The following is a 12237-nucleotide window of genomic DNA, read 5'->3' on the forward strand; positions in this document are numbered from 1 at the left end:
GATTCCTTTCGTAGGGACTACAGACTGGCAACTGCGCTTCGCACATGCGCGAGAATGCGCGATGCCGACGTCGGGGCGGGACGCGGTCCCGGATCTCGGGCGGCGAGTTCGGCGGCCCGCGCGTGCACGAACGCCGCCGCGGCGGCCGCCTCGCCGGTCGGCAGCCCCGCCGCCAGCAGGGCACCGATGACACCGGAGAGCACATCGCCGGAACCGGCTGTGGCGGCCCATGATTGGCCCGCCGGGTTCAGGTACACCGACCCTCCGGGTTCGGCGACGACGGTCACGTTGCCCTTCAACAACACGGTGACGCCGAGGCGGTCGGCGAGCCCGCGGGTCGCGGCCACCCTGTCGTCGCCGGGCGCGGATCCGGCCAAACGGGCGAACTCCCCGGCGTGCGGGGTCAGCACCGTGGGCGCGTTGCGGCCGGCGACGAGGTCGGGGTGCGCGGCCAGGATCGTCAGCCCGTCGGCGTCGACGATCACCGGCAGCCCGCTGTCCAGCGCAAACCACAGTGCCGCCGCCCCCGTTTCGTCGGTGCCCAGCCCCGGTCCGACGACCCACGACTGCACCCGGCCCGCAGCGCTGGGGGTGGCGGTGGCGATCACCTCGGGCCACTGCGAAAGCACCTGCTGGGCAGCGCTTCCCGCGTAGCGGACCATTCCCGACGTCGCGGCCACGGCGGCGCCGGTGCACAGCACCGCGGCCCCGGGATAGGTGGCCGATCCGGCCAGCACGCCGGTGACGCCCTGGGTGTACTTGTCGTCGGTGGGCCCGGGCACCGGCCACCGCGCGGCGACGTCGGCGGCCTCGACGCCGATCATGGCCGGCCGCGGCAGGTCCAGTCCGATGTCGACGAGCTCGACCCGGCCGCAGTCGCCCAGTGCGTGGGCGGGTTTGAGACCGCCGAAGGTGACGGTCACCGCGGCACGCACATGAGGGCCGTCGACGGCACCGGTGTGCACGTCGACACCGCTGGGCAGGTCCACTGCCACCACCGGGATGCCCGCGTCGTCGACGGCGGCGAACACCTCGGCCGCGTCCGGGCGCAGCGGACCCGACCCGGAGATGCCGACCACACCGTCGATCACCAGATCTGTTGCCGTCGGGACAGTTTGAACGATGCGACCACCGCAGGCGGTGAACGCCGCCAGCGCCTTGGCGTGCGCGCGCTCCGGGTTGAGCAGGACCGCGGTCGCCCCGGCGCCGCGACGGCGCAGGAACGTCGCGGCCCACAGCGCGTCGCCGCCGTTGTCGCCGGAGCCGACGACCGCGCAGATCCGGCGCCCACTGACCCCGCCGGTGCGCCTGCCGAGTTCGCGGGCGATCGCGGTGGCCAGTCCGGTGGCGGCGCGGCGCATCAGCGCGCCGTCGGGTAGCGCCGCCAACAGAGGCGCTTCGGCCTCCCGGATCTGCTCGGCGGTGTAGTAGTGGCGCATCAAGGTCAGGATTCCATGTCAGGAGCCGTTCAGGACGTCGACGGGACCAAGTCGCTTGACGGTGACGTCATTCATCGGGTTGTCCTTAGCCTTGTCCACAGCCTCACCAGCAAATTCGCGGTCCTCGCGAAGGACCTGTCCGCGCAACGAAAGATAACGATTCGATAACGACGGCCGGTCTGCTTCGGCTCGCCGAATCTTTGCCCTTTCCGCTGGGTGATCGCCTGATTCCGTGTGGTGGCGACGGTTAACTAGGCCCCCTGCTGGCTTGATCAGCAACGCGAACATGTGCTTTGGTCGGCTTACCGATGACGTGACGTAGTGGTTCGAAGAATTTGATCGGCGGTGAACAGCTAACTGTTATGAGCATGCGCGTTCCCGAACTCGGGAAACCTGGCCTGCAAACTCCTGATTTTCGCCTGCGACGACCGCAGGCCTCCGACGCCCTGGCGATGCACCGCGTGGCGGAGGCCACCCAGGCGCTCGACGTCAACTCGACCTACGCCTACCTTCTCTGGGCGACCGACTTCGCCGACACCTCAATCGTGGCGGAGGCCGACGGTGACCTCGTCGGTTTCATCACCGGACACCACCCTCCCCCGCGACCCGAAGCGCTGTTCGTCTGGCAGGTCGCCGTCTCGCCGGCCGCCCAGGGTCGCGGTCTGGGCAGCGCAATGCTCGACGGCCTGCTCGCCCGGGTGCTGACGGAACGTCCCGGACAGGCGGTGACCGTGGAGGCCACCGTTGCGCCGGGCAACGCGCAGTCACGCGCACTGTTCGGCGGGTTCGCGCGCCGGCACGGCGTGCCGCTCGTCGAAGACGAACACTTCACTGCCGACCTCCTCGCCGCCGACGGTGGGCATGAGGATGAACCGATCTTCCGGATCGGACCGATCACCGAACCCCTCAACTGAAACGGAGTTGCAATGTCGCTTCTCGAAACAGACGTTCTCAACCAGGATTCCGAGCTGCCCGAGATATTCGCCTCGGTGGAATCCGAGGTGCGCAGTTACTGCCGCAACTGGCCCACCACCTTCGAGACCGCGCGCGGACCGTGGATCACCGACACCTCGGGCACGCGCTATCTGGACTTCTTCGCCGGCGCGGGCGCGCTGAACTACGGGCACAACAACCCGGTTCTCAAGCGGGCCGTGCTGGACTACCTGGCCGGCGACGGCATCGTGCACTCGCTGGACATGGCCACCACGGCCAAGCGGGAGTTCCTCGAGACGTTCTCGGCGCTGGTGCTCGAACCCCGCAACCTCGACTACAAGGTCCAGTTCCCCGGCCCCACCGGGACCAACGCCGTCGAATCGGCGCTCAAGCTCGCCCGCAAGGTGACCGGGCGCGAGTCGGTCGTCAGCTTCACCAACGCATTTCACGGTATGACGCTGGGCGCGCTGTCGGTCACCGGCAACTCGATGAAGCGCGCCGGTGCGGGCATCCCGCTGGTGCACGCCACCCCGATGCCGTACGACAACTACTTCGGCGGCGTCACCGAGGACTTCCACTGGTTCGAGCGCGTGCTCGACGACTCGGGTAGCGGTCTGAACCGGCCCGCCGCGGTGATCGTGGAAACCGTGCAGGGCGAGGGCGGTCTGAACGTCGCGCGGGTGGAGTGGCTGCAGGCGCTGGCCGAACTGTGCCGTCGCCGCGAGATCCTGCTGATCGTCGACGACGTGCAGATGGGCTGCGGCCGCACCGGGCCGTTCTTCAGCTTCGAAGCGGCCGGCATCGTGCCCGACATCGTCACGCTGTCGAAGTCAATCAGCGGATACGGTCTGCCGATGGCGTTGACGCTGTTCCACCGCGAACTCGACGTCTGGTCGCCGGGCGAGCACAATGGGACGTTCCGTGGGCACAATCCGGCCTTCGTCACCGCTACCGCGGCCCTGCAGACCTACTGGGCCAACGACAGCCTGGCCAAGAGCACGGCGGACAAGGGGATCATGGTGCGCGACCGGCTCGACGCGATCGCCGACAAGTACGACGGCGTGTCGGCCCGCGGGCGCGGTATGGCACAGGGGCTGAAGTTCGAGAACACCGACCTGGCCGGCGAGGTGTGCCGGGCGGCCTTCGAGCGCGGTCTGCTCGCCGAGACCAGCGGACCGGCCGATGAGGTCGTCAAACTGCTGCCACCGCTGACGATCTCGGAGAATGATCTGATGTCCGGGCTGGACATCCTCGCCGAGTCCGTCGCAACGACTGTTTGATCCGAAGGGAGATTTCGCCTTGATCGTCCGCACCACTGAGGAGATCACCGGTACGGACCGCGACGTGGACGGCGGTTCCTGGCGGTCCAAACGCATCATCCTGGCCGGCGACGGCGTGGGGTTCTCTTTCCACGAGACCACCATCCAGGAGGGTGCGGTGTGCGATTTCCACTACCAGCACCACATCGAAGCGGTCTGGGTGGTCGAGGGTGAGGGCACCCTGACCAACCGCGAAACCGGTGAGCAGCACCGGCTTTCGGCCGGCACGATGTACCTGCTCGACGGCCACGAGCGCCACACCGTCACCTGCGAACGGCAGCTGCGGATGTTCTGCGTGTTCAACCCGCCGGTGACCGGGCAGGAGGTCCACGACGAGACGGGCGCCTACCCGCCGCCCGCACCGGCAGCGTGACCGCCATGCACCGCGCCGACGACAACTACCCCACCCGCGTCGAGGAACGGATCGACCCGATCCAGCGGATCGAACCGACCGTCTGGGGCGAGCCGGTCAACGGCCCGCTGGACCCGGCGGCGCTGAACAGCTTCGCCGAACAGGGCTACCTGGTCCGGCCCGACACCGTCGGCGGCGACTGGCTACCCGCACTGCGCCGCGAACTCGATGAGCTGGGCTCCAACGTCGACGCCGCCGATCCGCGGGTGATCCGCGAACCGAACGGCAGCCCGCGGTCGGTGTTCGAACCGCATCTGCTCTCGGATCTGATCGCGCAGGTGGTCGCGCTCGACACGGTGCTGCCGGTCGCGCGCCAGCTGCTCGGCAGCGACGTCTACATCCACCAGGCGCGGATCAACTTCATGCCCGGGTTCACCGGAACCGGTTTCTACTGGCATTCCGATTTCGAGACCTGGCACGCCGAGGACGGGATGCCCGCGATGCGCGCCGCGTCGTGCTCGATCGCGTTGACCGACAACTACTCCTACAACGGCTCGCTGATGGTGATGCCGGGTTCGCACCGCACGTTCTATCCGTGTGTGGGCGCCACCCCGGAGAACAACCACAGCACGTCGCTGGTCCGCCAGGACGTCGGAGTGCCCGACCGCGAGGTCCTCACCGCGGCGGCAGAGCGGTTCGGTATCAACCAGTTCACCGGTCCGGCGGGTACCGCGCTGTGGTTCGACTGCAACCTGATGCACGGTTCCGGGTCCAACATCACGCCGTTCCCTCGGTCGAACATCTTCCTGGTGTTCAACTCGGTGGAGAACGCGCTGACCGAACCGTTCGCCGCACAGCACCCGCGACCGGAATTTCTGGCCGCACGTCGGGTGGTGCCGGTCGGCACGTCGGTCGGCACCTCGGTCGGTTCCGACACCGGCGTCGGCTGAGGCGACACCGGCGCCCGCGACCGGTGCGTCTACGGTGGTGCGATGATGCGTGCGCCGGCCGCGGCCGTCCTGTTGGCCGGCTGCGTCCTGACCGGCTGCGCGCACGTCGTGACCGGAGCGGCCCGCGTCGCCGCCCCGGAGGCGCCCGCACACACCACCGTCGCGCCTGCGCCCAACGCCACGATCGACGCGGCCCGGCGCAGTGTCGTTCAGGTGCGCGCCCCGGCCGGTGACTGCGGCAAGCTGCTGGGCGGCACCGGGTTTGTCGTCGCGCCGCACCGGGTGCTGACGGCCGCTCACGTGGTGGCGGGCAGCGACAGCGTCTCCATCGAGGCCAACGACAATGTGCTTGACGCACAGGTCGTTTCGTACGATGCGGCCGCCGACGTGGCGATCATCGACGTGCCGGGGCTGGTGGCGCCGCCGCTGAGCCTGGCCCCGCTGCCGGTCGAGCCGGGAACCAAGGCGTCGGTGCTGGCCTATCCCGAGCACGGCGCCTTCGCCGCGGTGTCCGCGACGGTCGGCCAACTGGTCGACCTGACCGGGCCCAACATCTACCGCACGACCAACGTCACGCGCGCGGTGTACGTGGTTTCGCTACCCGGCGGTCTGCCGCCGGGGGCGAGCGGCGGCCCGCTGGTCGACAGGGCCGGACGGGTGCTCGGGGTCATGTTCGGCAACGACGTCGAGCACGCCGACACCGGCTTCGCGCTCACCTCGGTAGAACTGGCTCGCCAGACCACCGTGCTCACCGGCGGCACGCCGGTGTGGACCGGTGACTGCGTCGAGTGATCGGCTCAGCGTTCGCATCCGGCCCAGAACTGCGCGGCGCGCTCAGCGATCTCGTCGGCGTACTCGCCGTTGATGGCGTGTGAGGCGTCGGCCCAGAGCTCTACCTGCCCGTGCCGCAGGGTTTTTCGCGCGCGTGCGGCGGCCCGCGCGGGGTTGTGCATCACGCTGCGCCCACCGATCAGCGCGAGCACCGGGATGTCGAGGCCGCGCAGCTGGTCGTCGGAGATCATCTTCGGCATCGCCTTGCGCAACGCGTAATCGGTTGCGCCGGCGTCGATCAGCTGTGCAGCCGCTGCGGCGTCGTCGAGGTCGACACCGCCGGAGATCCAGCTCAGCACGCGCCTGCGCAGCGCACGGGGTACGCCGGGCAGGAACAGAGCAGGCGAGACCAGCACCGCCCTGGCCGCGACGGGCGCGAAGGTGAAGACGGGATCGAGCAGCACCAGCGACGCGGGGCGGCCTGGCCGGCGCACGGCGTAGTTGACCGCCGACCACCCCCCGATCGAGACCCCCATCAGATGGGCGCGGTCAAGCCCCAGTCCAGCCAGCGTCTCGTCGAGCCAGCGCGCCTCGTCGTCGGGGCCGGTGATGGGCCGGTGCTGTACCGACATGCCCGCCTCGCCGAGCAGGTCGACGCCCAGCACCGGCCGGTGCGCCATCAGGCTCGGGATGTTGGTGGCCCACATCGGGGTGGAGGCGTTGCGTCCGGGCAGCAGCACAACCGGTGTCCCGTCGGCGGTGCCTGCGAAGCGGTACACCCGGACAGTGCCGAAACTCGTTGCCACATCGTGGGTCTCGTCGATCGCCGGAAGTCCCGACAGGGCATCGCGGTAGATACCGAGGAAGTGCTCGCGAGCCCGGCGGCTCTTGAAGTCCCCTACCCCGCCCGGCACTACTCGACGGTGACCGACTTGGCGAGGTTGCGCGGCTTGTCGACGTCGTAGCCGCGCGCCTGCGCGACGCCCGCGGCGAACACCTGCAGCGGAATCGTCGACAACAGCGGCTGGAACAACGTTGGCACCGCGGGGATCTCGATGAGGTGGTCGGCGTACGGGCGGACGGTCTCGTCGCCCTCCTCGGCGATCACGATGGTGATCGCCCCGCGCGCCTGGATCTCGCGGATGTTCGACAGCAGCTTGGCGTGCAGCATCGGCGCGTTCTTCGGCGACGGCATCACGACGATCACCGGCAGGTCGTCCTCGATCAGCGCGATCGGGCCGTGCTTGAGCTCGCCGGCGGCGAACCCCTCGGCGTGCATGTACGCCAGTTCCTTGAGCTTGAGCGCACCTTCGAGCGCCACCGGGTAGCCGACGTGGCGCCCCAGAAACAGCACGGTCTGCGACTTGGCGAACCGGTGGGCCAGTTCGAAGACCGGTTCGGTGGTGTCGAGCACCCGGGCCACCAGCTCAGGCATGGCCTCCAGGTTGCGGTACTCGCGCTCGACCTCGTCGGGGTACTTGGTGCCGCGGGCCTGCGCAAGAGCCAGCCCGACAAGGTAATTCGCGGTGACCTGAGCCAGGAAGGTCTTGGTCGAGGCCACCCCGATCTCGGGACCCGCGCGGGTGTAGAGCACCGCGTCGCATTCCCGGGGGATCTGGCTGCCGTTGGTGTTGCAGATGGCCAGCACCTTGGCCTTCTGCTCCTTGGCGTGCCGGACCGCCTCCAGCGTGTCGGCGGTCTCACCGGACTGCGAGATCGCCACCACCAGCGTGTGCCGGTCCAGAACCGGGTCGCGGTAACGGAATTCGCTGGCGAGTTCCGCCTCGACCGGCAGCCGGGTCCAGTGCTCGATCGCGTACTTGGCCAGCAGACCCGAGTGGTAGGCGGTGCCGCAGGCGACGACGAACACCTTGTCGACCTCGCGCAGTTCCTGATCGGAGAGCCGCTGCTCGTCGAGGACGATCCGATTGTCGACGAAGTGACCGAGCAACGTATCGGAGACCGCGGCGGGCTGCTCGGCGATCTCCTTGAGCATGAAGTACTCGTAGCCGCCCTTCTCGGCGGCCGAGATGTCCCAGTCGATGTGGAACGGGCGGGCGTTGTCTGCGTCGTCGTTGCCGAAGAAGTCGGTGATGCGGTAACCCCCGGCGGTCACTACGACCGCCTGGTCCTGCCCGAGTTCGACCGCCTCGCGGGTGTGTTCGATGAACGCCGCCACATCGGAGCCGACGAACATCTCGCCGTCGCCGACACCGAGGACCAACGGGGTGGACCGCCGTGCGGCCACGATGGTGTCGGGGTCGTCGGCGCTGGCGAACACCAGCGTGAAGTGGCCCTCCAGGCGGGGCAGCACCGCGAACACCGAGCCGACGAAATCGCCCGCGGTCGGCCCGTGGTGGTACTGCCAGGACACCAGGTGCACGGCGACCTCGGTGTCGGTGTCGCTGGCGAACTCGACGCCGGTCTTCTCCAGTTCGGCGCGCAGCGAGACGTAGTTCTCGATGATGCCGTTGTGGACCACCGCGATCTTTCCCGCGGCGTCGCGGTGCGGGTGCGCGTTGCGGTCGGTCGGCCTGCCGTGGGTGGCCCACCGGGTGTGGCCGAGGCCGGTGCTGCCGACCAGGCCGGCGGCGTCGGTGTCGGTCAGCGCGGACTCCAGATTGGCCAGCCGGCCGGCGCGGCGACGGACGGTCAACCCGCCGCGGCCGTCGAGCAGAGCTATCCCCGAGGAGTCGTATCCGCGGTACTCCATGCGGCGCAGCGCGTCGACGACGATGTCGCAGGCAGGTCGCTGCCCGACGTAGCCGACGATTCCACACATAAGCCTTCAGGGTAGTGCAAGAGCCCCCGCAGGCCCGGTGAGCTACGGTCATCGAGTGGCCAGCACGAAGAAGCTCTTCAAGGCGTTGACCCGCCGCGGCCCCCACCGCGTTTTGCGCGGTGACCTGGGCTTTGCCGGCCTTCCCGGGATTGTCTACACCCCGGAGTCGGGGATGAACCTGCCGGGTGTCGCGTTCGGCCACGACTGGCTCGCCGGCGCGGACCGCTACTGCGGCACTCTCGAGCATCTGGCGTCCTGGGGCATCGTCGCCGCGGCGCCTGCTACCGAGGCCGGGCTGGCCCCGTCGGCGCTGAATATGGCCTATGACCTGGGCACCACTTTGGACATCATCGCCGGGGTGCGGCTGGGGTCCGGCGACATCAGCGTGCACCCGAACAAGCTCGGGGTCGTCGGGCACGGATTCGGCGGGTCGGCCGCGGTGTTTGCCGCGGCCGGGATGCCGGTCAAACCGAAGGCCGTCGTTGCGATGTTCCCCACAGTGACCGCTCCGCCCGCGGTGGAACCCGCTTCGGGGCTGGCGGTTCCCGGCCTGATCCTCGCCGACCCGGGCGACCCGATGTCGCTGCGGTCTAACGCGGTGGAGTTGGCCCGGGTGTGGCGCAGTGCCACGCTGCGCGACCTGCGCAAGGTCAAGGCCGGCGGGCTGATCGAGGGCCGCCGCCTGGCCCGGGTGGTCGGCCTGCCCGGCGCCGATCGCGGCACCCAGAAGGTGGTGCGGGCCGTGCTCACCGGATACCTGCTGCACACGCTGACCGGTGACAAGGCCTACCGGGATTTCGCCGACGCGGAGGTCGATCTGCCGAAGGCGGCGGTGATGGATCCGTTCGCCGAGGACCCGGTGGATCTGGAGAACAAGGTCGTCGCGTTGCTGAAGCCGTGACCCCGCGCACGCCCAACCAACCGGTTGGGTATATAACTCGATGATGCGCACCGGAATCTTCCTCAACTACACCGACGGCTTCCTCGAGGCGGTGGACCAGGTCGTGGAGTTGGAGAAGGTCGGCGTCGACCTCGCGCTGGTGGCCGAGGCCTACTCCTACGACGCGATCAGCCAGCTCGGCTTCCTGGCCGCCCGGACGTCGCGGATGGAACTGGGCACCGGCGTGGTGCCGATCTACGTGCGCACCCCGACACTGCTGGCGATGTCGGCGGCCGGGCTGGACTACGTCTCCGGCGGACGGTTCCGGCTCGGCATCGGCACCTCGGGCCCGCAGGTGATGGAGGGCTTCCACGGTGTGCCGTTCGACGCACCGCTGGGCCGCACCCGCGAGGTGGTCGAGATCTGCAGGCAGGTGTGGCGCCGCGAGCGGGTGCAGTTCGAGGGCAAGCACTATCAGATCCCGCTGCCCGCCGACCGCGGCACCGGGCTGGGTAAACCGCTCAAGCTGATCAATCACCCTGTGCGCGATCGCATTCCGATCACAATCGCCGCGCTCGGCCCGAAGAACGTCGCATTGACCGCCGAGATCGCCGAGGGTTGGCAGCCGGTGTTCTTCCTTCCTGAACGCGCCGACGACGTGTGGGGTGAGGCGTTGCGGGCCGGGTTCGCCAAACGCGATCCGGCGCTGGGCCCGCTCGACGTGATGGTCAGCGCCGCACTGGCGATCGGTGACGACGTCGACGACCGGCTGTCATGGGTCAAGCCGCAGCTGGCGCTCTACATCGGCGGAATGGGTGCGCGCGGGCGCAACTTCTACCACACGCTCGCGACCCGCTACGGCTACGGCGAGGTCGCCGACCACATCCAGGACCTGTTCCTCGCGGGCAAGAAGGAAGAGGCGATCGCGGCGGTGCCCGACGAGCTGGTGCGCAGCGTGTCGCTGGTGGGTCCGCGCGGCTTCGTCAAGGAGAGGCTCGCCGCGTTCTCCGAGGCGGGTGCGACGACGCTTCTGCTGCAACCGCTTTCCGCCGACCGACGCGAGATCACCGGTTTCGTCGAGGATCTGCAGAGCCTGCTGCCGTAGCCGAATTACGCGATCCGGCCGCGCCCCTGTACAGTGTGTGCAGCGGCATCTTCTGTTCTGCCTTTTGCCGCTTCTCGATCGTCAAACCGAGCGCCGCGGGTTCACCGCGCCGGGCAGGACGACCACACTACTTTTTCGGAGTTTTTACTTGTCTGACCAAAATGTCAGCGGCACAAGCGTGCCCACCTTCGCCGGCCTCGGCCTCCCGCAGGCCGTCGTCAGCGTTCTGGCCGCCAACGGCATCGACGCACCCTTCCCCATCCAGGCGGCGACGCTGCCGGACTCGCTGGCCGGCCGCGACGTGCTCGGCCGCGGTCGCACCGGATCCGGCAAGACGTATGCGTTCCTGCTGCCGTTGGTGACCAGGCTCACCAACAACCCGGCCAAGCGCGTTGCCGGCCGTCCCCGTGCGCTGATCCTGGCGCCGACGCGCGAACTCGTCGCGCAGATCAACGAGTCGCTGGCCCCGCTGGCCGCGGCCACCGGCCTGCGCTCGGTGACCGTCATCGGTGGCGTGGGACCGAACCCGCAGATCCAGGCGCTGCGCCAGGGCGTCGACATCGTGATCGCCTGCCCCGGCCGGCTCGAAGACCACGTGAAGTCCCGGCACGCCGACCTGTCGGCGATCGAGATCACCGTGCTCGACGAGGCCGACCACATGGCCGACCTGGGCTTCCTGCCTCCGGTCAAGCGTCTGCTGGACAAGACGCCGCGCAACGGGCAGCGGATGCTGTTCTCGGCCACGCTCGACGGCGGCGTCGACGTCCTGGTCAAGCGGTACCTGACCGACCCCGTCGTGCACAGCGTCGACTCGGCGCAGTCGCCGGTTTCGGCCATGGAGCATCACGTGCTGCACGTCGAGAAGGCGTCGCGGTTGAGCGTGCTGACCGACCTCGCCGCGTCCCCGGGCCGCACCATCGTCTTCGCCCGCACCAAGCACGGCGCCAAGAACCTTGCCCGCCAGCTCAACTCGCGTGGCGTGCCCGCGGTCGAGTTGCACGGCAACCTGTCGCAGAACGCGCGCACCCGCAACCTGGCCGCCTTCTCCGACGGTTCGGCCGCGGTGCTGGTCGCCACCGACATCGCCGCGCGCGGTATCCACGTCGACGACGTGAGCCTCGTCGTGCACGCCGACCCGCCGGTCGAGCACAAGGCCTACCTGCACCGGTCGGGCCGCACGGCACGCGCCGGCAACGACGGCACCGTGGTGACGCTGATGCTCGACGAGCAGGTCTCCGATGTGCGCCAGCTGACGCGCAAGGCCGGCGTGAAGCCGACGATCACCCGCTTCGCCGGCTCGTCGCATCCGGTTCTGCACGACATCGCCCCGGGCGAGCGGACTTTCGGCGATCCCATCGTCGTGTCCACGCCGGCCAGGCCCGAGCCCGCACGGCCGCACCGGCCGTCGGCGAGCCGAGGCCAGCAGCAGCGTCGGCGTCGCCCGACGCGGTCACGGCGTCCGGCCAACGCCTGACGCGAGGGGCCTGACCGGCCGTTCGCACGTCACTCGCCGACCTGAGGCAGTTCGTCGGCGGCGATCTCGCACGGTGTACCCGACGGTGGCGGCGCGGCGGGCTCGCAGCCACGTCGGTCTGCAGGCCCGGCTGATGAGCCAGGCGCTGCGCAAGATGACCGGCGCACTGAGTAATTCGGGCACCACCGCGATCTTCATCAACCAGCTCCGCGAAAAAATCGGAGTCATGTTC

11 protein-coding genes and 1 pseudogene are annotated in these 12237 nt (G+C 69.2%); 9 read left to right on the forward strand and 3 right to left on the reverse strand.

Annotation, left to right across the window (positions count from 1 at the left end):
• Positions 1-17: 17 nt before the first annotated feature.
• Entirely contained in the window at positions 18-1439 is a 1422-nt protein-coding gene (locus BHQ18_RS27695) for a bifunctional ADP-dependent NAD(P)H-hydrate dehydratase/NAD(P)H-hydrate epimerase (protein WP_069416853.1), read from the reverse strand.
• Between the two features lie 368 nt (positions 1440-1807).
• Here BHQ18_RS27695 and ectA point away from each other — a divergent pair, with 368 nt between their 5' ends.
• The 5 genes from ectA to BHQ18_RS27720 are packed head-to-tail and all read left to right on the forward strand — an operon-like array spanning position 1808 to position 5785.
• Complete coding sequence (ectA, locus tag BHQ18_RS27700; protein ID WP_069416865.1) at positions 1808-2353, forward strand: diaminobutyrate acetyltransferase; 546 nt, start codon at positions 1808-1810, stop codon at positions 2351-2353.
• A 12-nt stretch (positions 2354-2365) separates the two neighbouring features.
• The gene (gene ectB / locus BHQ18_RS27705; RefSeq protein WP_069416854.1) at positions 2366-3652 is read left to right on the forward strand and encodes a diaminobutyrate--2-oxoglutarate transaminase; all 1287 of its coding nucleotides are present in this window, start codon (positions 2366-2368) and stop codon (positions 3650-3652) included.
• Positions 3653-3671: 19 nt separating this feature from the next.
• Entirely contained in the window at positions 3672-4064 is a 393-nt protein-coding gene (locus BHQ18_RS27710; RefSeq protein ID WP_069416855.1) for an ectoine synthase, read from the forward strand.
• A gap of 5 nt (positions 4065-4069) precedes the next feature.
• Positions 4070-4993 (forward strand): ectoine hydroxylase, encoded by a 924-nt coding sequence (gene thpD, locus BHQ18_RS27715; RefSeq protein WP_069416866.1) that lies wholly within the window; start codon positions 4070-4072, stop codon positions 4991-4993.
• A 42-nt stretch (positions 4994-5035) separates the two neighbouring features.
• Positions 5036-5785, forward strand: coding sequence for a trypsin-like peptidase domain-containing protein (locus tag BHQ18_RS27720; RefSeq protein ID WP_069416856.1), 750 nt, complete (start codon positions 5036-5038; stop codon positions 5783-5785).
• Between the two features lie 5 nt (positions 5786-5790).
• Here BHQ18_RS27720 and BHQ18_RS27725 read toward each other — a convergent pair whose 3' ends face one another.
• Positions 5791-6678 carry an alpha/beta fold hydrolase gene (locus tag BHQ18_RS27725; protein WP_069416857.1) on the reverse strand — a complete coding sequence of 296 codons (888 nt, stop codon included), beginning with the start codon at positions 6676-6678 and terminating at the stop codon, positions 5791-5793.
• Entirely contained in the window at positions 6678-8546 is a 1869-nt protein-coding gene (glmS, locus tag BHQ18_RS27730) for a glutamine--fructose-6-phosphate transaminase (isomerizing) (RefSeq protein WP_069416858.1), read from the reverse strand. The genes BHQ18_RS27725 and glmS overlap by 1 nt, the downstream gene beginning before the upstream one ends.
• Positions 8547-8601: 55 nt before the next feature.
• Here glmS and BHQ18_RS27735 point away from each other — a divergent pair, with 55 nt between their 5' ends.
• The 4 genes and pseudogenes from BHQ18_RS27735 to BHQ18_RS29365 all read left to right on the forward strand — a co-directional run.
• Complete coding sequence (locus BHQ18_RS27735; RefSeq protein WP_069416859.1) at positions 8602-9447, forward strand: dienelactone hydrolase family protein; 846 nt, start codon at positions 8602-8604, stop codon at positions 9445-9447.
• Between the two features lie 43 nt (positions 9448-9490).
• Entirely contained in the window at positions 9491-10531 is a 1041-nt protein-coding gene (locus BHQ18_RS27740) for an LLM class F420-dependent oxidoreductase (protein WP_069416867.1), read from the forward strand.
• A gap of 178 nt (positions 10532-10709) precedes the next feature.
• Entirely contained in the window at positions 10710-12005 is a 1296-nt protein-coding gene (locus BHQ18_RS27745; protein WP_069416860.1) for a DEAD/DEAH box helicase, read from the forward strand.
• 106 nt (positions 12006-12111) lie between these two features.
• Positions 12112-12237: pseudogene (locus BHQ18_RS29365) on the forward strand (recombinase RecA); the annotation flags it as partial.

The organism is Mycolicibacterium flavescens, from assembly GCF_001722335.1.
Lineage (GTDB): Bacteria > Actinomycetota > Actinomycetes > Mycobacteriales > Mycobacteriaceae > Mycobacterium > Mycobacterium flavescens.